Annotated in this window: 21 protein-coding genes; 3 read left to right on the top strand and 18 right to left on the bottom strand. The window is 73.3% G+C overall.

All coding sequences use genetic code 11. The features are described from left to right. Positions 1-65: 65 nt before the first annotated feature. The 12 genes from ACFY7C_RS07295 to ACFY7C_RS07240 form a co-directional block, all read right to left on the bottom strand. Positions 66-1,427 (bottom strand): sulfate adenylyltransferase subunit 1, encoded by a 1,362-nt coding sequence (locus ACFY7C_RS07295; protein ID WP_389645035.1) that lies wholly within the window; start codon positions 1,425-1,427, stop codon positions 66-68. Then, on the bottom strand, positions 1,427-2,362 hold the full coding sequence (cysD, locus tag ACFY7C_RS07290) for a sulfate adenylyltransferase subunit CysD (protein WP_389645033.1): 936 nt from the start codon (positions 2,360-2,362) through the stop codon (positions 1,427-1,429). The genes ACFY7C_RS07295 and cysD overlap by 1 nt, the downstream gene beginning before the upstream one ends. Next, on the bottom strand, positions 2,359-2,943 hold the full coding sequence (gene cysC, locus ACFY7C_RS07285; protein WP_389645030.1) for an adenylyl-sulfate kinase: 585 nt from the start codon (positions 2,941-2,943) through the stop codon (positions 2,359-2,361). Before cysC ends, cysD begins: the two co-directional genes overlap by 4 nt. Continuing rightward, entirely contained in the window at positions 2,925-3,632 is a 708-nt protein-coding gene (locus tag ACFY7C_RS07280) for a phosphoadenylyl-sulfate reductase (protein WP_389645027.1), read from the bottom strand. The genes cysC and ACFY7C_RS07280 overlap by 19 nt, the downstream gene beginning before the upstream one ends. Beyond that, positions 3,629-3,808 (bottom strand): hypothetical protein, encoded by a 180-nt coding sequence (locus ACFY7C_RS07275; RefSeq protein ID WP_389645024.1) that lies wholly within the window; start codon positions 3,806-3,808, stop codon positions 3,629-3,631. Before ACFY7C_RS07275 ends, ACFY7C_RS07280 begins: the two co-directional genes overlap by 4 nt. A 28-nt stretch (positions 3,809-3,836) precedes the next feature. Beyond that, complete coding sequence (locus ACFY7C_RS07270; RefSeq protein WP_389645022.1) at positions 3,837-5,534, bottom strand: nitrite/sulfite reductase; 1,698 nt, start codon at positions 5,532-5,534, stop codon at positions 3,837-3,839. Positions 5,535-5,660: 126 nt separating this feature from the next. After that, positions 5,661-5,744 (bottom strand): putative leader peptide, encoded by an 84-nt coding sequence (locus ACFY7C_RS07265; RefSeq protein ID WP_352077884.1) that lies wholly within the window; start codon positions 5,742-5,744, stop codon positions 5,661-5,663. A 165-nt stretch (positions 5,745-5,909) separates the two neighbouring features. Then, positions 5,910-6,479, bottom strand: a complete 570-nt coding sequence (locus tag ACFY7C_RS07260; protein WP_389645019.1) for a GNAT family N-acetyltransferase — start codon at positions 6,477-6,479, stop codon at positions 5,910-5,912. A gap of 107 nt (positions 6,480-6,586) precedes the next feature. Further along, positions 6,587-7,609 carry a LacI family DNA-binding transcriptional regulator gene (locus ACFY7C_RS07255; RefSeq protein WP_389645016.1) on the bottom strand — a complete coding sequence of 341 codons (1,023 nt, stop codon included), beginning with the start codon at positions 7,607-7,609 and terminating at the stop codon, positions 6,587-6,589. A 22-nt stretch (positions 7,610-7,631) separates the two neighbouring features. Beyond that, positions 7,632-8,453: an ATP-binding cassette domain-containing protein gene (locus ACFY7C_RS07250; protein WP_389645013.1), complete on the bottom strand. Its 822-nt coding sequence runs from the start codon at positions 8,451-8,453 to the stop codon at positions 7,632-7,634. Then, a complete protein-coding gene (locus ACFY7C_RS07245) occupies positions 8,450-9,469 on the bottom strand; it encodes an ABC transporter permease (RefSeq protein ID WP_389645010.1) in 1,020 nt (339 codons plus the stop codon). The genes ACFY7C_RS07250 and ACFY7C_RS07245 overlap by 4 nt, the downstream gene beginning before the upstream one ends. A gap of 44 nt (positions 9,470-9,513) precedes the next feature. Then, on the bottom strand, positions 9,514-10,587 hold the full coding sequence (locus tag ACFY7C_RS07240; RefSeq protein WP_389646045.1) for a sugar ABC transporter substrate-binding protein: 1,074 nt from the start codon (positions 10,585-10,587) through the stop codon (positions 9,514-9,516). Between the two features lie 149 nt (positions 10,588-10,736). On the opposite strand from ACFY7C_RS07240, the gene ACFY7C_RS07235 reads away from it, so the two are divergent. Then, complete coding sequence (locus ACFY7C_RS07235) at positions 10,737-12,776, top strand: glycoside hydrolase family 32 protein (RefSeq protein WP_389645008.1); 2,040 nt, start codon at positions 10,737-10,739, stop codon at positions 12,774-12,776. 32 nt (positions 12,777-12,808) lie between these two features. After that, positions 12,809-13,768, top strand: coding sequence for a carbohydrate kinase (locus tag ACFY7C_RS07230; protein WP_389645005.1), 960 nt, complete (start codon positions 12,809-12,811; stop codon positions 13,766-13,768). A gap of 24 nt (positions 13,769-13,792) precedes the next feature. Here ACFY7C_RS07230 and ACFY7C_RS07225 read toward each other — a convergent pair whose 3' ends face one another. Continuing rightward, entirely contained in the window at positions 13,793-15,097 is a 1,305-nt protein-coding gene (locus ACFY7C_RS07225) for a GAF domain-containing protein (RefSeq protein WP_389645002.1), read from the bottom strand. A 375-nt stretch (positions 15,098-15,472) separates the two neighbouring features. After that, a complete protein-coding gene (locus ACFY7C_RS07220) occupies positions 15,473-17,137 on the bottom strand; it encodes an acyl-CoA dehydrogenase family protein (protein ID WP_389645000.1) in 1,665 nt (554 codons plus the stop codon). 17 nt (positions 17,138-17,154) lie between these two features. Between ACFY7C_RS07220 and ACFY7C_RS07215 the strand changes: the two genes are divergently transcribed. Next, on the top strand, positions 17,155-18,279 hold the full coding sequence (locus ACFY7C_RS07215; protein WP_389644997.1) for a YihY/virulence factor BrkB family protein: 1,125 nt from the start codon (positions 17,155-17,157) through the stop codon (positions 18,277-18,279). Between the two features lie 34 nt (positions 18,280-18,313). Here ACFY7C_RS07215 and ACFY7C_RS07210 read toward each other — a convergent pair whose 3' ends face one another. Genes ACFY7C_RS07210 through ACFY7C_RS07195 form a run of 4 tightly spaced genes read right to left on the bottom strand, consistent with a single transcriptional unit; the run spans position 18,314 to position 25,129 of the window. Further along, positions 18,314-21,781 (bottom strand): SAV_2336 N-terminal domain-related protein, encoded by a 3,468-nt coding sequence (locus ACFY7C_RS07210; RefSeq protein WP_389644994.1) that lies wholly within the window; start codon positions 21,779-21,781, stop codon positions 18,314-18,316. Continuing rightward, complete coding sequence (locus ACFY7C_RS07205) at positions 21,771-22,796, bottom strand: AAA family ATPase (RefSeq protein ID WP_389644991.1); 1,026 nt, start codon at positions 22,794-22,796, stop codon at positions 21,771-21,773. The genes ACFY7C_RS07210 and ACFY7C_RS07205 overlap by 11 nt, the downstream gene beginning before the upstream one ends. 36 nt (positions 22,797-22,832) lie before the next feature. After that, complete coding sequence (locus ACFY7C_RS07200) at positions 22,833-24,653, bottom strand: trypsin-like peptidase domain-containing protein (RefSeq protein WP_389644989.1); 1,821 nt, start codon at positions 24,651-24,653, stop codon at positions 22,833-22,835. After that, positions 24,653-25,129 carry a CU044_2847 family protein gene (locus ACFY7C_RS07195; protein WP_389644986.1) on the bottom strand — a complete coding sequence of 159 codons (477 nt, stop codon included), beginning with the start codon at positions 25,127-25,129 and terminating at the stop codon, positions 24,653-24,655. The genes ACFY7C_RS07200 and ACFY7C_RS07195 overlap by 1 nt, the downstream gene beginning before the upstream one ends. Positions 25,130-25,141 lie beyond the last annotated feature (12 nt).

The following is a 25,141-nucleotide window of genomic DNA, read 5'->3' as shown; positions in this document are numbered from 1 at the left end:
CCGAGCGCTCCGGAGCCCACGCGGCCGCCCTCCTTGGCGAAGGTGGCGTAGAAGCCCTGCTCCATCTAGAAGTCCCACCCTTCCTCGTCGTCCGCGGCGTCCGTCTTGGCCACGGCCTTGGCGGTGGCGAAGGACTCGCCCGCCATGCCGGCGGCCAGCGTGGTGCCGTCCGCGGGGTCGATGAGGAGGAAGGAGCCGGTACGGCGGGAGTCGGCGTACGCGTCGAGCGCGAGCGGCTCGGCGGTGCGGACCTTCACCCGGCCGATGTCGTTGGCGACGAGCTGCCCCGGCTCCGGGTGCTGGGAGAGGTCGTCCAGGGTGAGCCGGGACGGGATCTCCTTCACGATCGCCTTGACCGTACGGGTGGTGTGCTTGAGCAGCACCCGCTGGCCGACGGCGAGCGGCTGGTCGGCGACGTGGCAGACGGTCGCCTCGATGTCCTGGCTGGTGGCCGGGGCGTCACCGCTCGGGGCGAGCAGGTCGCCGCGCGAGATGTCGATGTCGTCGGCGAGCCGGATGGTGACCGACTGCGGCGCCCACGCGATGTCCACGGACTCGCCCAGCGCGTCGATCGCGGTGATCGTGGAGGTCCGGCCCGAGGGCAGCACCGTGATCCGCTCGCCGACCCGGAACGCGCCGGCCGCGATCTGACCCGCGTAACCCCGGTAGTCGGGGTGCTCCGCGGTCTGCGGACGGATCACGTACTGCACCGGGAAGCGGGCGTGGCAGGCCGTCAGGTCATGGCTGACCGGCACGGTCTCCAGGTGCTCCAGGACGGTCGGGCCGCCGTACCAGTCCATGTTCGCGGACGGCTCCACGACGTTGTCGCCGGCCAGCGCGGAGATCGGGATCGCGGTGATCTCCGGGACGCCGAGCTCGCTCGCGTACGTCGTGAACTCCTCGGCGATCGCGGCGAAGACGGACTCCTGGTAGTCGACCAGGTCCATCTTGTTCACCGCGAGGACCACGTGCGGGACCCGCAGCAGCGCGGCCACGGCGGCGTGCCGGCGGGTCTGCTCGACGACCCCGTTGCGGGCGTCGACGAGCACCACGGCCAGCTCGGCCGTAGAGGCGCCGGTGACCATGTTCCGCGTGTACTGCACGTGCCCGGGGGTGTCGGCCAGGATGAACCGGCGCCGGGGGGTGGCGAAGTAGCGGTAGGCCACGTCGATGGTGATGCCCTGCTCCCGCTCGGCCCGCAGGCCGTCGGTCAGCAGCGCCAGGTCCGGCGCCTCCTGACCCCGCGAACGCGAGGCGTGCTCGACGGCCTCCAGCTGGTCGGCGAGCACCGACTTCGAGTCGTGCAGCAGCCGGCCCACCAGCGTGGACTTGCCGTCGTCGACGGACCCGGCGGTCGCGAAACGCAGCAGGGTCGTCGCCGCCAGCTCCGCGGGCCCGGTGGTGGCCTGTTCGGTGGACGTGCTCATTAGAAGTACCCCTCGCGCTTGCGGTCTTCCATCGCGGCCTCGGACAGCTTGTCGTCCGCCCGGGTGGCGCCCCGCTCGGTGAGCCGGGACGCGGCGATCTCGGCGATCACGGCGTCGAGCGTGGTGGCGTCGGAGTCCACCGCACCCGTGCAGGACATGTCACCGACCGTGCGGTAGCGGATCAGCCGCCGCTCGACGGTCTCGGTCTCCTTCGGACCGCCCCACTCGCCGGCCGTCAGCCACATGCCGTTGCGGGCGAACACCTCACGCTCGTGCGCGAAGTAGATCTCCGGCAGCGCGATCTTCTCCCGCTGGATGTACTGCCACACGTCCAGCTCGGTCCAGTTCGACAGCGGGAACACCCGCACGTGCTCACCGGGTGCGTGCCGGCCGTTGTACAGCTGCCACAGCTCCGGGCGCTGACGGCGCGGGTCCCACTGGGAGAACTCGTCACGGAGGCTGAACACCCGCTCCTTGGCGCGGGCCTTCTCCTCGTCGCGGCGGCCGCCGCCGAAGACCGCGTCGAAGCGGTGCTGCTGGATCGCCTCGGTCAGCGGGACGGTCTGCAGCGGGTTACGGGTGCCGTCCGGGCGCTCGCGCAGCTTGCCCGCGTCGATGTACTCCTGCACGGAGGCGACGTGCAGCCGCAGCCCGTGCTCGGCGACCACGCGGTCGCGGTACTCGATGACCTCGGGGAAGTTGTGCCCGGTGTCGACGTGCAGCAGCGTGAACGGGACCGGCGCCGGAGCGAAGGCCTTCAGCGCCAGGTGCAGCATGACGATCGAGTCCTTGCCGCCGGAGAACAGGATCACCGGCCGCTCGAACTCACCCGCCACCTCGCGGAAGATGTGGACGGCCTCGGACTCGAGCGAGTCGAGGTGCGTCAGCGCGAACGGGCTGTCCGTCGTGTCGTGAACGTGGGCGACGGTCGTCATGCCAGGCCCCTCTCGGTGAGCAGCGCGTGGAGCTGCGCCGCGGACTCCTGCACGGTCTGGTTCTGGGACTCGATCCGCAGATCGGGCGTCTCGGGCGCCTCGTACGGGTCGTCGACGCCGGTGAGCCCGCTGATCTCGCCCGCGGCCTGCTTGGCGTACAGGCCCTTGACGTCGCGGACCGAGCACACCTCCACCGGCGTGGCCACGTGCACCTCGACGTACGGGGTGCCCTCGGTCTCGTGGCGCTTGCGGACCGCCTCGCGGCTGTCGGCGTACGGGGCGATGACCGGCACCAGGACCTTCACCCCGTGCGAGGCGAGCAGCTCCGCGACGAAGCCGATCCGCTGCACGTTGGTGTGGCGGTCCTCGCGGCTGAAGCCGAGGCCCGCGGAGAGGAACTCGCGGATCTCGTCGCCGTCGAGGACCTCGGCGCGGTGGCCCTCCTCGCGCAGCCGGCCGGCCAGCTCGTACGCGATGGTGGTCTTGCCGGCGCTCGGCAGGCCCGTGAGCCAGATGGTGGCACCGGTCACGTCGTTCTCCTGGGAAGTGTCGAGGGTGGTCATCAGCCGTGCAGCCCGCATTCCGTCTTCGCCCGCCCGGCCCAGCGGCCGGCCCGCGCGTCCTCGCCCTCGAGGACCCGGCGGGTGCAGGGGGCGCAGCCCACGGAGGCGTAACCGTCCATGAGGAGCGGGTTGGTGAGCACGCCGTGCTCCAGGACGTAGGCCTCCACGTCCTCCTGGGTCCAGCGGGCGATGGGGGAGACCTTCACCTTCTGCCGCTTCTCGTCCCAGCCGACGACCGGGGTGTTCGCCCGGGTCGGGGACTCGTCGCGGCGCAGTCCGGTGGCCCACGCGCGGTAGCGGGTCAGGCCCTCCTCCAGCGGCTTGACCTTGCGCAGCGCGCAGCACAGGTCGGGGTCGCGCTCGAACAGCTTCGCGCCGTACTCGGCGTCCTGCTCCGCCACCGTCTGACGCGGGGTCAGGGTGATGACGTTGACGTCCATGACGGCGTCGACGGCGTCACGGGTGCCGATGGTCTCGGGGAAGTGGTAGCCGGTGTCCAGGAAGACCACGTCCACGCCGGGCATCGCGCGGGAGGCGAGATGGGCGACGACGGCGTCCTCCATGGAGGACGTGACGCAGAAGTCCTTGCCGAAGGTGGCGGCCGCCCACTGGAGGATCTCCAGCGCGGAGGCGTCCTCCAGATCGCGGCCGGCCTGCTCGGCGAGTGCCTTCAGGTCGGCCGCGGTCATGTCCTGAGTGACCGTCATATCCGTTCCCCTCCAGAATGGTTGCTCGGAAGTCCGGGGGCGAGCAGCCCCAGGAACTTCAGCTGGAAGGCTCGGCTGCACGCGGCGCATTCCCATGCGCCATGACCCTGCTCGTTCGGACGCAGGTCCTCGTCCCCGCAGTAGGGGCAGTAGAAGGGGGCGGCCCGCTCGCTCATGCGGCATCCCTCGTTTCGCTCGCTGCGCTCACGAAAGTGCCTCCTCGGAGGCGCGCGCCGCCCAGGTGGCGAAGCGCTCGCCGTCCTCGCGCTCCGCCTGGAAGCGCTTGAGGACCCGCTCGACGTAGTCCGGGAGCTCGGCCGAGGTGACCTTCAGACCGCGGACCTTGCGGCCGAAGCCGGGCTCGAGGCCCAGCGCGCCGCCCAGGTGGACCTGGTAGCCCTCGACCCGGTTGCCGTCGTCGTCCAGGACCAGCTGGCCCTTGAGGCCGATGTCCGCGACCTGGATGCGGGCGCAGGCGTTCGGGCAGCCGTTGATGTTGATGGTGATCGGCTCGTCGAACTCCGGGATGCGGCGCTCCAGTTCGTCGATGAGCGAGGCGCCGCGGGCCTTGGTCTCGACGATGGCCAGCTTGCAGAACTCGATGCCGGTGCAGGCCATCGTGCCGCGCCGGAAGGGCGTCGGGTTCACCCGCAGGTCGAGCGCCTCCAGGGCGGCGACCGCCGAGTCGAGCCGGTCCTCCTCGACGTCCAGCAGGATCATCTTCTGGTCCGCGGTGGTCCGCAGCCGGCCGGAGCCGTGCTGCTCGGCCAGGTCGGCGATCTTGGTGAGCGTGGTGCCGTCGACCCGGCCGACGCGCGGGGCGAAGCCGATGTAGAAGCGGCCGTCCTTCTGCCGGTGCACGCCCATGTGGTCGCGCCACTGGCCGGCCGGCTGCTCGGGGGCGGGACCGTCCGTCAGCTTGCGCTTCAGGTACTCGTCCTCCAGGACCTGGCGGAACTTCTCCGGGCCCCAGTCGGCGACCAGGAACTTCAGGCGGGCGCGGTTGCGCAGCCGGCGGTAGCCGTAGTCGCGGAAGATGGAGATGACGCCCTCGTAGACGTCGGGGACCTCGTCCAGCGAGACCCAGGTGCCGAGCCGGACGCCCAGCTTGGGGTTGGTGGACAGTCCGCCGCCGACCCAGACGTCGAAGCCGGGACCGTGCTCGGGGTGGTTCACGCCGACGAAGGCGATGTCGTTGATCTCGTGCGTCACGTCGAGCAGCGGCGAGCCGGAGACCGCCGACTTGAACTTGCGGGGCAGGTTGGAGAAGTCCTTGTTGCCGACGATCCGCCGGTAGATCTCGTCGATGGCGGGCGTGCCGTCGATGATCTCGTCCTCGGCGATGCCGGCGACCGGCGAGCCGAGGATGACGCGCGGGGTGTCGCCGCACGCCTCGGTGGTGGACAGGCCGACCGCCTCCAGGCGGTTCCAGATCTCCGGGACGTCCTCGATGCGGATCCAGTGGTACTGGACGTTCTGCCGGTCGGTGATGTCGGCCGTGCCGCGCGCGAACTCCTGGGAGATCTCGCCGATGACCCGCAGCTGCTCGGTGGTCAGCCGGCCGCCGTCGATGCGGACGCGGAGCATGAAGTACTCGGCGTCCAGCTCCTCCGGCTCCAGGACACCGGTCTTGGTGCCGTCGAGGCCTTCCTTGCGCTGCGTGTAGAGGCCCCACCAGCGCATACGGCCGCGCAGGTCGTTGGGGTCGATGGAGTCGAATCCGCGCTTGGAGTAGATCGTCTCAATACGTGTCCGCACATTGAGACCGTCGTCGTCCTTCTTGAACTGCTCATTGCCGTTCAGCGGGGTGAAGTGCCCCACGGCCCACTGACCCTCGCCACGGTGGCGCCCGGCCTTGCGGCGGGCGGCGGCGGGTGTGGGGTTTTCCGGGGTGGCGGCCATGGCGATATGTCCTTCGGGACTGCGGGAGGGCGGCTCTGACCTGCACACTCGCGCTCGGTACGGAGGGTGGCGCGACGGTGCGCAGGGACAGGACTTCAAAAGAGATGTGCGGCGGTGCTGGTTCTCTCAGCGCGCCGAACACATGGCGCTGGACATGCGGCCGAGGTCGACGTGCCGCCGACTCACCAAGGCAATTCCAGTTCCAGACATGACGGAAGCGTGTCACGGGACTTTGGACCCAGTCCAGCTTCGTCCAGAATATGGACATAGCCGTCTCGTTGTGCGAGATGGTGTGGTCTGGGTCACGCGAAAGGGGCCCAGTTCAGGGCCCCTTTGACGGCTCTCGGGCCGAGGACGCGGATCGCTCGCGGGCGCTCAGGCGTACGCGCCCGGCCAGGGGCCCGGGTTCGCGACCTCCTCCGTCTGCTCGACCTTGGTGTCGAACAGCCGGAAGCCGCGGCGCTCGTAGTTGGCCATCGCGTGCTCGCCGTCGAGCGAGCAGGTGTGCAGCCACACCCGCTTGGTGGGCTCCCGGTCCGGCCAGCGCTCGGCCAGGTCCCAGGCGCGCTCGACCCCGTACGACAGGAGGTGGCCGCCGATCCCGCGGCCCCGGAAGGCGGGGATCAGGCCGAAGTAGACGATCTCCACCACGCCGTCGGGCTGCGGGTCCAGCTCCACGTACCCGGCCGGCGTCCCCTTCTCGTACGCGACCCAGATCTCGGCGCCCGGCCGTTCCACCAGCTCCTGCCACTGCGCGTACGTCAGCGACAGCCGGTCGGTCCAGCGGATGTCGCCGCCGACCGCGGTATAGAGGAAGCGGCTGAACTCCGCCGACGGCACCTCGGCCCGCACGACCTTCAGGTCCCTGCCCTCCGGCGCGGGGACCGGGCGGAGGTCGGACGGGGAGGTCTGTTCGAGGGACCAGGTGGTGAGAGTGATGCTCATGGCTTCATCGCATCATGCGGAGCGCCGGATTCCCACCGGTGTTCGGTCCTGGCGGAATGCTGTCCGCATGGCGGACAGGCTGTCCGGGAGGCGGCCGCCCTCGCCGGTCACGGCGCCGGGGGCCGCAGCTCCCCCGAGCCGCGCGGCACCAGCGTCACCGGCACCGTCCGAGTGACCGCCCGCGAGCGGTCACCGTCGAGCCGGGCCAGGAGCTGCTCGGCCGCCGCCCGCCCGATCGCCGCCGGGTCCTGCGCCACCACGGTGAGCCCCGGCTCCAGGACCCCCGCCAGCGGGATGTCGTCGAAGCCCACCAGGGCCACGTCCCGGCGGCCCGCCTCCGCCAGCGCCGGGACCACGCCCAGGGTGGCGAAGTTGTTCGCCGCGAAGACCGCGGTCGGCGGATCGGCCAGGGCGAGCAGCCGCCGTACCGCCACCCCCGCCGCGTACGGATCGTGCGCCGAGACCACCAGCGCCGGATCGGGCTCGATGCCCGCCGCCGCCAGCGCCTCCTGATAGCCGCGCTGCCGGGTCCTGCGGGTGTACAGCCGCGCCGGGCGGTCACCGACGAAGGCGATCCGCCGGTGACCATGGGCGATCAGATGGGCCACCCCGGCGCGCGCCCCCTCCTCGTTCGCGCTGACCACCGCGTCCGCGGCGAGCCCGGAACCGGGCCGGTCCAGGAAGACCAGCGGAAGCCCGTCCTCCCGCTCCCGGCGCAGGAAGCGATGGTCGCTGCCGGCGGCCGGCACCACGAGCAGCCCGCTGATCCGGCGGGCCAGGAAGGTGGTGATCAGCGCGTGCTCCGCCTCCTCCCGCTCCCCGGACGACCCCATGAGGAGCGTCAGCCCCCGGTCCCGTACGGCCTGCTCGACCCCGCCCGCGACCGTGCCGAAGAAGGGGTTGCCCATGTCGGGCACGACCAGGCCGACGGTCGAGTCGCGCGCCCCCACCCGCATGTTGCGGGCCATGAGATTGGGCCGGAAGCCGAGCTCCTCGACGACCGCGAGGACCTTCTCGCGGGTCGCCGCGGAGACCGGACCGTCCTCGTTGAGCACCCGGGACACGGTCTTCGGGGTCACACCGACCCGCTCCGCCACATCGGCAAGGGTCGGTCGCCGGGTGCCCGCCATGATCACCGTTCCTGTCGTCGGTTCAGCCCTTCACCGGCACCGTACCGCCGCCCGCCCCCTCCACCGTCAGGGCGCCCGTCATGATCGCCACCACCTCGGACATCGAGTGGTCCGCCGGCCGCAGCTGCGCCACCCGGCGGCCGAGCCGCTGGACGTGGATCCGGTCCGCGATCTCGAAGACGTGCGGCATGTTGTGGCTGATCAGCACCACCGGCAGGCCCCGGTCCCGGACCCGCCGGATCAGGTCGAGCACCTGCCCCGACTCCTTCACCCCGAGCGCGGCCGTCGGCTCGTCCATCACCACCACGTGCCGCGCCCAGGCGACCGCCCGGGCCACCGCCACGCCCTGCCGCTGGCCGCCGGACAGCGTCTCCACGGCCTGGGTGTAGGAGCGCAGCCCGATCTTCAGGTCGGCCATGTGCGCCGCCGACTCCTCGCGCATCCTCTTCTTGTCGAGCATCCGGAACACCGAGCCGAGCGGCCCGCGCCGCCGCACCTCACGTCCCAGGAACATGTTGGCGGCGATGTCCAGCGAGGCAGCGACCGCGAGATCCTGGTAGACGGTCTCGATGCCGTGTCGGCGCGCGTCCAGCGGGTCGCGGAAGCGGACCGGCGCCCCGTCGAGCTCGATCGTGCCCTCGTCGGGCTGGAGGGCCCCGGTCAGCGCCTTGATCAGGCTGGACTTGCCGGCCCCGTTGTCGCCGATCACGGCGAGGACCTCGCCGGGCATGAGGTCGAAGTCGGCGCCGTCGAGCGCGGTGACCTGCCCGTACCGCTTGACGAGCCCGCGGGCGCGGAGGACGGGAGTGGGGGTGGGCGTCGGAGCGCTCGGCGGGGTGGTCATCGGCTGGCCTTCCTGCGGGAGAACTGGTCGACGGTCACGGCGAGGATCACCAGGCCCCCGGTGATCAGGGTCTGGTAGATCGACCCCACCCCCATCAGCTGGAGGCCGTTGCGGAACACGCCCACGATCAGCGCCCCGACGAGGGTGCCGAGGACCGCGCCCCGCCCGCCGAAGAGGCTCGTGCCGCCGAGCACCACGGCCGTGATGGCGTCCAGGTTGTCGGTCTGGCCGGCCTTCGGATCGCCGACGCCCGTGCGCGAGACCAGGAGCAGCGCCGCGATGCCGTAGATCACCCCGGCCAGGGTGTAGACGCCGAGCAGCAGGCGGGTGGTGCGGATGCCGGTGAGCCGGGCGACCTCGGGGCTGTTGCCGAGCGCGTAGGTGTGCCGGCCCCAGGCGGTCTGCCCGAGGAGGTAGGCGAAGGCGAGGAAGAGGACGATGGTGAGCACCGAGCCGTAGGTGATGTCGGTGCGGCCCAGCGGGAAGGTCTCGCCCAGACCGGTGAGCAGCCCGGGGAGTTCGGTGACGGTCTGCTCGTCGGAGTAGATGTGGGTGAGCGCGAAGGCGATGTTGAGCATGCCGAGCGTCACGATGAACGGCGGCAGCCTGACCTGGGTGACGAGCGCGCCGTTGGCCAGGCCGAACAGGGCGCAGACGCCGATGCCGGCGAGGACCGCGAGCAGTGGCGGCAGGGTCCCGTCGGCGGCGAGCTTCGCCATCACGATGGAGCCGAAGGCCATCACCGCCCCGCAGGACAGGTCGATGCCGGCGGTGAGGATGATCAGGGTCTGCCCCAGGGCGAGGGTACCGACGACCATCACCTGCTGGACGACGAGGGAGAGGTTTCCGCCGGAGAGGAACTGGTCGCTCTGGAAGGAGAAGAAGAGACAGGCGGCGAGCAGGGCGACGAGCGGGCCCGCCGTGGGATGGGTGAGCAGCTGCCGGCCGCGCGCGGCGACGGCGGCGGCGGGCGGCGCGGGTGCCGCGCCGGCCGGGGCGGTGGTCGTGGTGGTCACGAAGACTCCTGAGGGATGGGGGAGGGGCGGTCGGTGCGGGCCGGTCAGCCCCAGCAGTTGTCCAGGCCGTACGCCGTGTCCTTGGCGGGCACGCCCGGCGCCGGCGCGTCGGTGACGAGGGTGACGCCGGTGTCGACGTAACCGGACGCCTTGGTGCCGTTCTTGGCGTACGCGACGACGGCCTCCACGCCCTTGGCCGCCATCAGCAGCGGGTACTGCTGCGAAGTGGCGGCGATCTTGCGGTCCTTGACGGCGTTGGTGCCGGTGCAGCCACCGTCGACGGAGACGATCAGGACGTCCTTCTCCCGGCCCTTGGCCTTGAGCGCGGTGTACGCGCCGAGGGCCGCGGGCTCGTTGATGGTGTAGACGACGTTGACGTCGGGGGCCTTCTGCAGGCAGTTCTCCATCGCCGTCTGCCCCTTGGCCTGGTCGCCGCCGGTGTCCTGGGAGCACACGAGGGCCGGGTCGCCCTCCTCGATGCCGAAGCCCTTGAGGAAGCCGTCGTGGCGCAGCTGTCCGACGGCGACGCCCGGGGCGAGGTCGAGGGTGGCGATCCTGGCGGGCTTTCCGGCCGTCACGGCTTTGGCGTAGCGGCCGATCAGCTCGCCGGCCTTGAGGTTGTCGGTGGCGAAGAGCGCGTCGGCGGCGTCCTGGGGGTCGGTGGGGCTGTCGAGGGCGATGACGAGGACGCCCTTCTTGCGGGCCTGTTCGATCGCGGGGACGATCGCCTTGGAGTCGTTGGGCGTGATGAGGATGCCCTTGACGCCCGCGGCGACCATGTTCTCGATGGCCGTGACCTGGCCCTCGTTGTCGCCGTCGAACTTGCCCGCCGCCGTGGAGAGTTCGGCGCCGGACTTCTTGGCGGCCTGCTCCGCGCCCTCCTTCATCTTCACGAAGAACGGGTTGGTGTCGGTCTTGGTGATCAGGCCGACCCGCACCGGGCCCCCGGCCCCGCCGGCCGAGCCCTTGGCGCCCTCGCCGCAGGCGGTGAGCAGCAGGGCGGCCGACGCCGTGACGGCGACGAGGGACGTGGTGGTGCGGGCGGTGCCGGTGGTGCGGGCAGTGCTGGTGGTGCTGGTGGTTCGGGCGCTGCGGGCGGTGCGCTGTATGCGGTGCATGGGCCTCATGGCGCGGCTCCTCGAAGGACGCAGGGGGTGTCATCGTTGACTTATGTCAACGTTGACATCGACTGGCCAGGATGATGGACTCCGCGGCGTGCAACGTCAATGCCCCCTACTCGTCACGAGTTGGCAACGGAGGCTTCCGGATGAGCCGCTGGAAAGCACCGCACCTCACCCTTCTCGCGGCGGCGCTCGTCGCCGCGAGCATCCCCCTCACCGCCCCCTTCCCCGCCCGCGCCGCCACTCCCCGCGCCCTCGCGTCCGGGCCGGTCAACCCCGGTTTCGAGACCGGCGACCTGACCGGCTGGACCGTCACCTCGGGCACCGCCTTCGGACCCGGCGCGGTCAGCACCGCACCCGCCTACTGGGGCGGCCCCTTCCACCACCGCGGCGGCCACCACCTGTGGGGCTTCGCGGCCGCCGGCGACGACGCCACCGGCACCCTCACCTCCTCGTCCTTCGCCGCGCCCGACCGTCTCAGCTTCCTCGTCGCCGGCGGCTGGGACCCCGAACGGCTGTACGTCGCCCTGGTCAGGGACGCCGACGGCGCCCGGCTCCTGACCCAGACCGGCGTCGACGACGAGGCGTACGTACGCACCGTGTGGGACACCTCGCCCTGGCGCGGCCAGGCCGTCCACCTGGAGGTCGTCGACCGCAAGACCGGCGGCTGGGGCCACATCAACCTCGACGACGTCCGCACCGGCGACGCCGCCGTACGCGACGACAACGGCCTCACCTTCCGCACCCTCGGCCAGGCCAACCAGCCCACGACACATCGCGACTTCACCGCCGACCCGCTGCGGCCGCAGTTCCACTACACGCCCTACCAAGGCTGGATCAACGACCCCAACGGGCTGATCCAGTGGCGCGGCCGCCACCACCTCTTCAGCCAGTACCACCCCGACGCCCCCAAGTGGGGCCCCATGCACTGGGCGCACGCCGACGGCCCCGACGCCGTCCACTGGCGCGAGCGGCCCGTCGCCCTCACCCCGCCGCCGCCCGCGACCCCCACAGACAACAGCGGCATCTTCAGCGGCAGCGCCGTCGACGACCACGGCACCCTCACCGTCGCCTACACCCGGTCCACCGACACCACCGCACACCCCGGCGCCACCCCCGAGACCGTCGAGATCGCCACCAGCACCGACGGCGTCACCTTCACCCCCGGCACCGAGGTCGTCTCCCAGGCCCCGCCCGGCTCCTCCGCCGGCTTCCGCGACCCCAAGCTCTTCCGCGACCCGCTCGACGGCCGCTGGAAGATGGTGGTCGGCTCCGGCGACGCCGGCCGCGGCAAGGTCCACCTCTACGCCTCCGACGACCTGCGCGCCTGGACGTACGACGGCGTCCTCACCGAGGGCGACGGCACCACCGGCACCATGTGGGAGTGCCCCGACCTCTTCCCGCTCGACGGCAAGTGGGTCCTGCTCTACGCCACCAACGAGGGCGGACAGTCCCTCCAGCGCTACGCCGTCGGCGACTACGACGGCAGCCGCTTCACCCCCGAACGCCACGGCATCCTCGACGGAGGCGGCGACGCCTACGCCGCCCAGAGCTACCTCGACGACGCCGGACACCGGCTGATGACCGCCTGGATGAGCGACTGGAACGCCAGGGAACCCACCAGGATCGGCGGCTGGGCCGGCGCCCAGACCCTCCACCGGGAACTCTTCCTCACCGCCGACGGCCGGCTCGGCCAGCGGCCCGTCGCCGCCGCCGACACCCTCGCCGCGGGACCGCCGACCACCGTCACCGGCAAGACCGTGCGGGGCGGCTGGCGCATCGGCCGCGGCGACAGCGCCCGCCTGAGGACCGTCATCGACCTCGGCGCCACCACCGCCGACACGATCACCCTCCGCCTCAAGGCCTCCACCGCCGAGGCGACAGAACTGCGCTACGAGAAGTCCACCGGCACCCTCGCCCTCGACACCACCCGCGCCGGCTACGGCACCCCCGCCACGTACACCACCCGGGTCGAGCTCGGCCCCGGGAACACCCTCGCCCTCGACATCCTGATCGACCGCTCCTCCGTCGAGGTCTTCACCGGCGACGGCAGCGCCCTCACCGCCCGCGCCCACCCCCGCTACCAGGAATCCGACGCCGTCGAGTTCACCGCACCGGCCGGCGGCCGGATCCGGCTGATCAGCGCCTCCCTGACCCCGCTCGGCTCCGCCGTCCTCACCGACTGACACCCCAGCCCGCACCTCGAAAGGCACCCCGCATGACCGCGACCCGCCGCCCCGTGGCCGTACTCGGCGAATGCGTCGCCGACGCCTTCGCCGCCCCCGACACGACCGGGGGAACGGGCCTTCGGCTCGACGTACTGCCGGGCGGCGGGCCCGCGAACACCGCCGTCGCGCTCGCCCGCCTCGGCACCCCCACCCACCTCCTCGCCCGCCTCTCCGGCGACGTCTTCGGCGGCCTCTTCCGCCGCCGGCTCGCCGCGTCCGGCGTCCGCACCGACCTGTGCCCCGACGCCGCCGAACCCAGCACCCTCGCCGTCGCCGACCTCGGCCCCGACGGCGCCGCCGCCTACTCCTTCCACGCCGAGAACACCGCCGACTGGCAGTGGACCGCGCGGGAGCTCGCCCCGGTACGCCGGCTGGACCCGGCCTGTCTGCACACCGGTTCGCTCACCCTGGTACGGGAACCGGGCGCCGCCGCCGTCGAGGAACTGCTGGCCGAGCTGCGCCCCACCACCACGATCTGTCTCGACCCCAACGTCCGCCCGCTGCTCGTCGCCCCCGCCCGCTACCGCGCCCGGCTGCCGCGCTGGTGCGGCCTCGCCGACATCCTGCGACTCAGCGAGGACGACCTGGCCCACCTCCACCCCGGCACCGCCCCCGAGACCGCCTGCGACACCTGGCACCGCGCGGGCGTCCCGCTCGTCGTCGTCACCCTCGGCGGCGCCGGCGCCCTCGTCTCGTACGACGGCGTCCGCGCCCGCGTCCCCGCCCCGCCCGTCGACGTCGTCGACACCGTCGGCGCGGGCGACGCCTTCACCGCCGGCCTCCTGCACCGCCTCCACACGGCCGGCGCCCTCGGCGGCCGGCTCGACACCCTCTCCACCGCCCTGGTGCGCGAGGCCGTCACCTTCGGCACCCGGGTCGCCGCGACCACCTGCACGGTCCGCGGCGCGAACCCGCCCCGGGCCGAGGACCTCACGACCACCACCGTCTGACCCTCCGGCCGGCCGGCGAGACGCTCAGCCCCCGCCGAGCCCGTCCCGGGCCGCGCGCACCGCCGGGGCCGTCGAGTGGGGCAGGAGGTCGGCCGGGCGGGCCGGGGCGAGGACCTCGACCTCGACCTCCTCGCTGAAGCGGTACGGGCGGTGGGCCAGGACCCCCGCCAGGTTGCGCCGCACCCGCGACATCTCCGCCCGCACCGTCACCGTGCGGGTCCGGTCCCCGAACACGTCCTGCGCCAGGTCCGCCGCCGTCCGCCCCTCCGGATGCAGCGCGAGCAGATACAGCAGTTCGGCATGGCGCGGGCTGAGCTCCTGCGACCAGCTGCCCGCCGCCCCCGACACCGCCACCGTCCCCCGGCGCGGCCGGCTCAGGTCCAGCACCACCCGGCTCGCCGCCCCCGCGCCGGCGCCGCCCTGCCGGGTCTCCTCCTCGACCCGCAGCAGCCAGCCGCCCGGCAACGGCTCCACCGCGCACATCCCCAGCGACGGCAGCCACGTCCGCCCCGCCCGGAGGGACTTGGGCAGCGCGAGCCGGTCCACCGGCGCGAGCCCCGTGACCGCCGCCGTCCAGCCGTGCGCGTCCACGGCGACGGCCCGGCCGCCCACCCGGCACAGGATCGGCGCGGCCACCGACCGCAGCCGCTCGATCGACCGCAGGTGCCGCTGCCGCATCTCCGCCTCCGCCAGCTGCGCCACCGACGCCACCAGTGCCAGCGTCGCCGGATGGAAGCTGGACGCCGGGCCGCTCACGTCCACGATGCCGAGCAGCCGCTGGTCACGCGGATCGTGGACGGGAGCCGCGGCGCAGGTCCAGTTGTGCAGCTGGTGCACGTAGTGCTCCGCCGAGTGCACCTGTACGGCCCTGCCCATCGCGAGCGCCGTCCCCACCGCGTTCGTCCCGGTGTCGTGCTCGCTCCAGGCCGCGCCCTCCTCCAGACAGATCCCGTGGGCCTGGCGCAGCACCGACAGATTGCCCTCCCGCCACAGCACCCGGCCCTGCTCGTCCGTCACCACCATGATCTGCATGGAGGCGTCGGCGATCCCCGCCAGACCCGCGCTGAGCGTCCGCATCACCTCGCCCAGGACCGTCGAGCGGCGCCGCTCCTCCAGCTCGTCGCGCCGCAGCAGCACACTGCTCGTGCCCTGGTCCGGATTCAGGCCGAGCCGGAACATCCGCTGCCAGGAGGCGTCGATCACGGGGCGGGGCGCGACCGGCGGGGTCCGGCCGGCCAGGGTCGCCTCGCGGACCTTGTGCAGCAGCCGGGTCGCCTGGGCGGAGTCCATGGCGGCCAGCCGGTTCAGGTCGAGCTGAGTGTTGTTCATCGGTCCCTCCCAGCCACCCGTGGTGCTGTATCGGTGCTGAATCGGCGCTGTATCGGTTCTGCTCTGTGCGAGTCCCGGCGCCCATGGTGCCGCTCCGCGGTGCCGCGCGCGGGATGCTTCGGGTAATCCTGCAACCCTTTGCAACTCTGGCAACGCCCGGCCCCCTGCAGGAGGGTGGAACCGAAGCGGAGGGTGGTGCCGTGTCGGCGCAGCACCACCCTCGGCTTTCCCGCGCGTGCCGACCCCCTCCTCCACCCCTGGCACGCGCGGCACATCACTCCCGCGACGGTCTTCCCGTACGCACGTTCAGTCCTCTGTCAGGGACCCGTTCAGTCCTCTGCCAGGAGCCCGTTCAGTCCTCCGCCGGGGACCCGTTCAGTCGTCGGCCACGGGCCGCGCCCGGAGCACCACCGCCGCCAGGTCGAGCGTGTGCGGCAGCGTCCCGAACGTCGCCCCCCAGTCCCCGCCCAGCCGCGACGCGCAGAACGCGTCCGCGACCTCCGGCGGCGCCCACCGCACCAGCAGCGCGCCCTGCAACACCCGCGCCATCCGCTCCACGAGCCGCCGCGCCCGCGCCTCGATCCCGTCCAGGTCCGCCAGCTCGGCCAGCAGGTCCCGGATCGCCCGGTCGAGCCGGTGATCCGCCCCGCGCGCCCGCCCCACCTCCTCCAGGAACGCGTTCAGCGCCATCGGCTCCCTCTGCAGCGCCCGCGGCACGTCCAGCGCCTGCACGTTCCCCGCCCCCTCCCAGACCGAGTTCAGCGGCGACTCCCGCAGCAGCCGGGGCATCCCCGACTCCTCCACGTACCCGTTCCCGCCCAGGCACTCCAGCGCCTCCGCCACCACCGGCGTGCACCGCTTCGTCACCCAGTACTTCGCCACCGGCACCGCGAGCCGCAGCAGCGCCCGCTCCGCCTCACTCCCCTCGGCGCCGTCCCCGGCCGCGTCGTACGCCGCCGCGAGCCGCAGCCCGAGGACCGTCGCCGCCTCCGACTCCAGCGCCAGGTCCGCCAGCACGTTCCGCATCAGCGGCTTGTCGACGAGCGGCCCGCCGAACGCCTCGCGGTACGAGGCGTGGTGCACGGCCTGCGCCACCGCCTGCCGCATCAGACCCGCCGAGCCCAGCACACAGTCGAGCCGGGTCGCCGCCACCATCTCCATGATCGTGCGCAGCCCCCGGCCCTCCTCGCCGACCCGGCGCGCCCACGTCGTCCCGTCGAACTCCACCTCGGCGGAGGCGTTGGACCGGTTGCCCAGCTTGTCCTTGAGCCGCTGGATCGCGAACGGGTTGCGTGACCCGTCGGGCAGCACCCGAGGCAGCAGGAAGCAGGTCAGCCCCGCCGGCGCCTGCGCGAGGACGAGGAAACCGTCCGACATCGGAGCCGAACAGAACCACTTGTGCCCCGTGAGCACGTACTCCCCGTCGGCCGCCAGCGGCTCCGCCCGGGTCGTGATCGACCGTACGTCGCTGCCGCCCTGCTTCTCCGTCATGCCCATCCCGAGCAGCACGCCCGCCTTCTCCAGCGGCGGCCGCAGCCCCTGCTCGTACACCCGCGAGGCCAGCAGCGGCTCCCAGGCCTCCGCGAGCTCCGGATCGGTCCGCAGCGCCGGCACCGCCGCGTGCGTCATCGACAGCGGACAGCCGTGGCCCGCCTCCACCTGGGTGGCCAGGACGAAACCCGCGGCCCGCCACACATGACCACCCGGACGGCCCCACGCACCACCCGAAAGACCCGCCGTCACGGCCCGGCCGAGCAGCCGGTGCCAGGACGGATGGAAGTCCACCTCGTCGATCCGGTTGCCGTACCGGTCGTGGGTGCGCAGCCGCGGCGGACACTCGTTCGCGAGCGTCCCCCAACCCTGCGCCTGTGCCGAGCCCGCCGACACCCCGAAGGAGGTCAGGTGCTCGATCGCTTCCGCGTACACGTCCGGCGGCAGATGCCGCTCGACGGCCTCCGCGAGGGCCCGGTCGGACGCGTACATGTCGTATGCCACCAGGGGCGGAGCCTGGTTGGTCACGGTGTGGGTGCCGGCTGCCATGCCGATACGGTAAGGAGGTGCAGGCAGCAAACGAAACACCCGAACGACCCGAGCGGCGGCCCTGGAGCCGGCTCCACCGCGCCCGTGTCCTGTACCGCAACGTCTCCAAACGCAAGATGGTCTGGCTGCTCCTCAAGGACACGGTCAACTCGTGCATCGAGTACCGCATCCTCGGCCTCGCCGCCGAAGCCGCCTTCTTCACCCTGCTGTCGCTGCCCCCGCTGCTGCTCGGCCTGATCGCCCTCCTCGGCTACGCCGACGAGTGGACCAACACCGACACCGTCGCCAGCATCGAGGAGAACATCCTCCACGCCGCCCGGACGGTCCTGTCCGACCGGGGCGTCAACGAGATCGCCCGCCCCCTCCTGGAGGACGTCACCCAGGGCAAGCGACCGGACCTCATCTCCCTCGGCTTCGCCATCGCCCTGTGGTCCGGCTCCCGCGCCGTCAACGTCTTCATCGACACCATCACCGTCATGTACGGCCTCGACGGCCACCGCGGCATCGTCAAGACCCGGCTGCTCGCCTTCCTGCTCTACATCGTCGCCCTGATCATCGGCGCCGTCGTCCTCCCGCTCGCCGTCGTCGGCCCCGACCGGGTGGTGGAGCTCGTCCCCTGGGGCACGGAGGTCGTCTCCGTCCTCTACTGGCCGGCCGTCATCCTGCTGTCCATCGCCTTCCTGACGACGCTGTACCACGTGTCCGTGCCGGTCCGCTCCCCATGGATCGAGGACATCCCCGGCTCCCTCGTCGCCCTCGCGATGTGGGTCCTCGGCAGCTTCCTCCTGCGCATCTACCTGACCAGCCAGGTCGAGGGCCCCACCATCTACGGTTCCCTCGCCGCGCCCATCGCCGTCCTCCTCTGGATCGGCATCTCCGCCTTCGCCGTCCTCGTCGGCGCCGCCGTCAACGCGGCCATCGACCGCGTCTGGCCCTCCGTCGCCACCGCCGCCGCCCGCGAGGCCAACGAACGCGCCCGCGCCGTCCAGGCCGCCGAACTGATGGCCCGCCTGCGCGCGGAGGCCGAGGACGTGGACGAGGACGACCCGGACATGCCGTCGGAGTTCCCGGAACGCTGGTCGCGGTTCCTGCCCCCGGACGACGTGAAGTCACGCCTCCACGCGGGCTGGGAGAAGGACTAGGGGCCGGGAGAAGGACTAGGGGCCGGGAGAAGGACTAGGGACCTTCCCGCGGGCCGGTGGTGCCGTCTCCCTTCCCCTCGGCGGCTCTTCCCCGCGCCGGCCGGAACAGCCGGCTCAGGAAGCCGCCGCGCCTCCCCAGAGCCGGGTGCCAGGACGGAGCGGGTGCCTGCTCGTCGGGCAACCGGCCGTCCTCGACTCCCCGGGGCACTTCCAGCCATTGCCAGGCCGCGTGCCCGGGAACGGGGTGCGCCGTCTCCTGGAGTGCCGCCGGCAGCTCTCTGCCGACCCATCGGGGACAGGCGATGAGCAGGCGCCGGCCCTCCTCGGGCAAGGCCGAGGCGACCTTGGCGAGAACGCCCTCGTCGGTCTGCGGCCCGCCCACGACGAGCCGGCCGGTGACGGGCCGACGGGAGCGGGCGACGCTCCACCGGACTCTCGCCTCTTTCACCGCGCGCCGTACGACCTCCTGCGGCGGAAGGCTGGTCAGGAGTCCGCCGGTGGGCGTGCGTCGGGTCAGCAAGGAGTCGGTGAGGAACTCCGCCTCCCGTGCGCCGTCCTCCGCATGGACGACGGCCAGGACTCTGGACCCCAGATGATCGTCGCCACCGCCGACGGTCGCCTTCAGCACCCGGACGAGCTCCACTTCCCAGCGCGCACGCAGGTTCACCAGCCGTGCCCGTTCCGCCTCGGCCCAGGCGCCCGGGAGGTTCGCCAGCGGCTCCTCCCGCCACAGGAGCAGGGCGGCCTGGAGGAGCCGGGCGCTCGTCTCGCGGTCACCGGTCCGCACGGCCGCCTCCGCACGGGACACCAGCCGTTCGGCGTGGACCAGGTCGAAGCGCTCAGGGCCCAGGACGATCCGGGCCGAGCCCTCGGCGCCGTCGATCGGGTGGCCGTCGTCGACCAGCCGCGACAGACGGTCCAACAGGTCGTCGTCCGTGACGGAAACCGGGAAAGCGGCGTGGAGGTCGTCGATCGCCACCCAGTCGCCCCGGGCGAGGAGCAGTCGCGCCAGGATCAGCGCGTCCGCCTCGGGCAGCGTGTCGAACCACGCCTTGACCGGTCCGAGGACGCGGTAGTTCGGTCGCGGCAGGACGGCCGTCGGCCTCGGGGCCTCGCCCGTGGCGTACGTGGCCGCCATCCGGCGTACGGCGTCCCGGCGGTGGGCGTGGTGGTCCGAGAGCAGACCGAGAACGGTCGTCTCCAGCGGAAGCGGCACGTCCGGCCGGAGCTCCCGAAGGGGGACCGGACCGGTGCCGTCATCCGGCGGCAGCCGCCCGGTGCACATCTCGTACAGCAGCAGCCCCAGGTCGTGCAGGTCGTCCTCAGCCCGCTGCCGGCCCCGGCCCGGAGCGGCATCGGTGAGGACCGGCTCCTCCCGCTCGGACAGCATGACGCGGTCCGCCCGTACCCGGCCGTGCACCAGCCCCACGCCGTGCAGGGCGACGAGGGCGGAGCACAGCATCCCGGCCCAGGCCACGGCGCGGTCCATGTCCAGGCCCGCCGGCCGGCCGTGGAGGAAGTCGCGCAACGTCGTGCCCGGCAACGCCGCGCACACCACCGCGCAGCGCCCTTCGAGCGACGTGAGCGCGGAGTGGATCCGCAGCAGGTGGGGGTGGGTGACGCGCTGCTGGACCTGTACGCGGGCGACCATCTCCTCGGGGGCCGGATACGGGTGCACCCGGACGAGCACCCGACGATCCAGGGTCTCGTCGTGGGCGAGCAACAGCTCCTCCCCGAACTGGCCGGGCCTGCGCCCGAGGGGCACGTACCGCTGGGCGAGCGGCAGCGACCAGTCCCGCTCCCCGGCCCGCGCGGCCGGTCCGGCGCCCGTCCCGGAGATGTCGCCCGGCGGCGTGCGGCCCGCCGGGGGGAGTGCCTCCGGCCCCCGCAGCAGCCGTACGCTCTCCTCGCTCAGCAGCGCGAACGGCCGCCCCACCGCCCGCTCCCCGCCCTGCCCCCCGAGCGTCTCCACCAGTGCCGCGAACCCGCCCGGCAGGACACCCGCGCGGTCCTCGATCTCGGCGCTGACCCGGGCCAGCAGGTCGGCCGTGGCGACCAGGGACGTGCGGGGGAGGGTGCCGAGGAGCACCTCGCGGACGCCGGGACGGAACTCGTACGCGCCGGGTGTTGTGCCGGGAAGGGCCCGGAGCATGCCGCTCAGGACGACCTCGGCGAGGTGCCGCGGGGCGGGCCGCTCCTCGACGGCGGCCTGAACCAGCCGCATCACGGGGAGGTGGGCCGAGCCGACCGCCAGGTGCGCGGCCAGCCGGAAGGCCTGCGGCGAGGCCAGCGCCCGGAAACGCAGGACCAGTTCCTCCGGCTCGGCGTCCTCGGGCACCAGGGCGTCCACCAGGGGCGCGGGGGCGCCCGGGGTCACGAAGGCCGCCGCGCCCGGCACCTCCGTACCGGCCGGAGAGGCGACCAGGGCGGCCCAGTGCCCCAGCCAGACGGGGTCCGGCTCCACGACCGGGAGGACCACGCCCGTCGGCGCGGGAGAGCCGTCGTACGGGAAGAAGCGCAGAGCGGTGTTGGGCACGCCCGCCGCGGGGGAGACGAACCGGCCGGGCTCGGCGGGCGCCGCGCTGTGCCGCCACAGCCGTTCGGGCAGCGGCTGCAGCAGGGCGACCGGCATCGCGTCGCCGAGCGCGGCGAGCGTGGCACGCCAGCGCAGTCCGGCCGAACCGTCGCGCCACTGCGGGCCCATCGCGTCGCTGACCACGAGGACGGCGGTGCGGCCCCGCTCCCGATGACGCGGCGGCAGCCGGCCGTCCGCGCCGAGCCGGAGCACGTCGAGCGTGCGGAACGCCCCGGTCTGCGTGAAGGCGGTGTGCAGCTCGCGCACCAGCGGCCGCCACATCGGCATCGTCGGGCCGCAGTCGACGACGATCCGCAGGTGCAGCCAGCGTTCCTGCCGGGGCCGCAGGACCGGCAGCCACCACCGCTGCCGCCGGGCGCCGTGCGCGCCGGCGAGGACGCCGTTCGCGTCGCCTCCCGCGCCGAGCGCGTCCCATGCGCCGACCGCGGCGATCCGGTCGGCGGTCGCGGCCTCGTCGAGTTCCCGGCCCGCCGCGCTCGGCACCGTGCGCCGCAGCGGCCGCAGCGAGCGCTGCAGGGCGAGCGGCCGGGCCAGCATCGGCGGCGCGGGCGCGAGCAGCGGCGCGTGCCCCACGGCCGGTTCGGGCGCGGGCCGGGGTGGTGCGGGGTCCGGGGTGCGCAGCGGCACCCGGGGCGGCACGGGAACCGGCGACGGGGACCTTCCGGCGGGTACGGGTGGCGGGGCCAGATCCGGACCGGCCGGGAGCCGCGGCAGGCGCGGGGCGCCGTCGCGCGGTCCTGACGCCTCCGGCGCGGAAGCGGATGCCGCCGTCTCGCGGGCCGGGTCATCGGGTCCGGCTGTCTGCCGGGCCAGCCATAGCAGTTCGGCCAGCTCCCGGCCGGTCGGCGGCTCCTCGCCGGCCCGGCCGAGCAGCGCGGCGAAGGCGCTCAGCGCGTCAGACGTCATCGAGGTCCCAGGAGGCTTCCGCCAGCCGCCCCAGATACGGCATCAGCGCCTCCGCGAGCTCCTCGCGCGAACCCGCTCCGAGCCCCGCGGTCCGGGTCAGGTAGATCGCGTTGAGCAACTGGTCGGTGGCCAGCTCGCCCGCGCTGCCCCGGCGCAGGAAGGCCGTCACGAGCGCGTGGTCCCGCTCGTCCAGCTCGCCGAGGTGGGCCCGGACGATGTCCTCCAGCTGCTCCCGCAGCGGCCGCCGCAGTTCGAGGCGCACACAGCGGCGCAGGAACGCCGGCGGGAACTCCCGTTCGCCGTTGCTGGTCAGCACCACGAACGGGAAGGCGCGGCAGCGGACCTCGCCGTGCCGCACGGGCACCCGCTCCTCCGAGTCCGCCACCATCACCTCGGCCACCGGGTGGGAGTGCGCCGCCCGCACCAGCTCCGGAATCTCGTACTGCCCCTCCTCCAGGATGTGCAGCAGGTCGTTCGGCAGATCGAGGTCGGACTTGTCGATCTCGTCGATGAGCAGCACACGCGGCCGCTCGTACGGCAGGAGCGCGGTGCCCAGCGGCCCCAGCCGCAGGTGATCCTCGATCGCCGCCCGGCCGACGGTCGGCGCGCCGTCACCGGCCCGCCCCGCCGCGTACAGCCGCGACAGCGGGTCGTAGCGGTAGAGGCCGTCGGTGAGCGTCGTGCGGCTCGTGACGTTCCAGCGCAGCACCCGGCCGAGCCGCAACTCCCGTGCCACCGCGTACGGCAGACTCGACTTGCCGCTGCCCGGCGGGCCCGTCACGAGCAGCGGCCGCCGCAGGTACAGGGCCGCGTTCACGAGCTGCACGGTCTCCGGGGTCGGCTGGTAGGTCCGGGCCCTGTGCACCCGGCCCGGCGCACCGCCCTCCGCCGCCTCCTCGGGGGCCGGCGGCAGCGCCGGACCTCCGTCGAACGTCCGCCACGGCGGCGGCGCCGGCAGCGCGTCGACGCCGTCGTTCGGCTCGTTCGATCCGGTGTAGACGGGCCAGAGGGACATGCGCGGTTCTCCAGGTCGTGGGAAGGGGACGGGGGCTCAGCCGACGGGGGAGTGGCGCAGTGGACGGACCTCACGGAAACGGCGCGGATCCTCCCAGACGAGGGACACCCCCGCCGCCGCCCAGTGCGGCTCCGGCCCGTCGTGCAGAAACGCCTCCTTGCGCAACCGGAACACCACGTCGGGCAGTTCGGAGGGCGGCAGGAGCGAGATGCGCTCCGCGAGCCGGTCCAGGAACCCGGCGCCCGCGCAGCTCCCGCCGCAGGGCCCGCCCGGGGGGCAGCCGGTGCGCGGCCACAGCACGATCGGCGCGGGCGCGTCCAGGGCCGCGCCGTGCAGGTCCCGTTCCCGGGCCGCCGTCGGCGGCCGGGTGAACCCGACCGGACCGCGCACGTCCTGGAGCAGCACGGACAGCTGCGCCGCCCGGTGCACGGAGCCACAGGTGACCCGGTGCAGCGGCGACGCGTCCAGCCGGTCGAGCTCGTCCCACATCCGCCGCAGTTGGAACTGGTGGCGGCCCTTCGACCGCCGGTCGTGATCGAGCACCACGACCGCCGAACGGCACCCCAGCGGAGGATCCTTGTCCTTCCTGCGGGTCCACTGGTCGACGTCCTTGTTGAGCCAGCCCCGGGGCAGTGCGAACGCCACCAGGGGCCGGCCGTCCACGATCTCCTCGTACGCCTCGTCGATCCGGTCGACCACCCAGCCCCGTAACCGTGCCGCGCGCAGCCGCTCCTCGCTCACCAGGAGCCGTGCGCCACCCCGGTAGACGGAGACCTCGGCGACCACCGACCCGCTGTCGGCCCCGCTGCGCCGTACCTCGACGAGGATCGGCGCCCAGGGGAGCGCCTCGGACGGCCCGGCCGCTCCCGGCATGGCAGGCGCCGCCGGGAGGTGCCCGTGCCGCTCGCCGTCCGCGCCGACGCCAACCGGGGTGAGGCGACCGGCCCCGTGCCGGTCCCGGTGTTCACGGGCCCAGCTGCGGAAGGCACGTCGGAGGTCGCCGTCGGGCACCTGGTCGGCGACACGGACGGCGAGTTCGGCGAGCGGGGCGTGGCCGGGCGCCGGATGACTCTCGGTGAGCAGGTACCAGACGCCCTGCCAGAGACTCGTGGGTCCCGTCGGCGGCGGGGCGAGACCGAGGCGGCCGCCCGCCGCGTGCAGGAGCCGCTCCATCGGTACCGGCAGCGGTCCGGCGTGTTCGGCCCGGTCCACGAGCTCCCGCAGCCGGCGCTTCTCGTCGGCCGAGCAGCCGGGCGTGGGCACGAGGTCGGCGAGCGCGGGCACGTGCCGGGCGAGCACCCGGGCGGGGATGATCCGGGCGTTGCGGACGGAGGGATCGTAGGAGGCGACCATTCCCACGACCGTCTCGTCCGCGACCCGCATCGCGGCGGCGCCGCTGAACCCGAACGAGGGCTCCTGGCCGTGCCCCGACCAGTACTCCGCCTGACTCCACTCGTCGTGGATCAGCTGCCGGGCCGCGGTCACCCGCAGCTCGGTCTGGGCGCCCTCCCGCTCGTACCCCTCGGGGAAGCCGTACGCCACGAGACGGGGCGGCTGCCGTACGTCGTGTACGCCCTCGGGTCCGGCGAAGACGACGGGCGGCACGGGCACCGTCCGGTCCAGGACGAGCACGGCGACGTCGCCGGTGTCCGTGGGCGACCCGCCCCACGGGCCGCGCAGCGCCACCCGGGCCGGGACTTCGCCGAGGCCCTGGGCGCCGGGGAACCAGACGGAGACGTCTTCGACGTCCTGAACGACATGGGCGCAGGTCAGCAGGGTGTCGGGGGTGACGAGGAAGCCGGAGCCCAGGACCTCGTCCCCATGGCCGACGCGTACGTGCCAGGCGGGCGAGGACATCACCGCGCGCCGGGCGACGCGCCGTCACCCGCCTCGGGCGCGGAGATCCGCTCCGGACCGTCGGCCGACGCCGCGCCCGCCGGTGCCGCGTCGGCCTGCGCGGGCGACGGCTGCGCAGGTGACGGCTGCGGAGGGACCGTGACCGTCGCCTCCGTGCCGCGGCCGTCCGGGGACCACGAGAGCCGCACCACCAGATGCCCCTCGACGGCCGTCTTGGCGATCACCGCGCCCGCCTCGGCGGTCAGCTTCACGCCGAACTCCAGCTCCACCCCGTCCGGCCGGAGCGAACCCCCGCGGAAGACCGCCAGCGCCGATTCGGCCGCCGTACGGATCCCCGAGAGCGCCTCGTCGAGCGTCTGGCCCGCCCGGACCAGGGAGTTCCCGCCGCGCGCGACCGGTCGCGCCCCGGGCTGGGGGCCGTCGGCCTCCACCAGGACCGCGCCGCTCTCCGTGCCGAACTCCATCAATGTGCTCACAACGACCCCCGT

The sequence above is a fragment of the Streptomyces sp. NPDC012769 genome (genome assembly GCF_042901205.1).
Taxonomy (GTDB): domain Bacteria; phylum Actinomycetota; class Actinomycetes; order Streptomycetales; family Streptomycetaceae; genus Streptomyces.
Note: the sequence above shows the minus strand (reverse complement) of the source record. Positions and strands in the feature narration are given on the sequence as shown.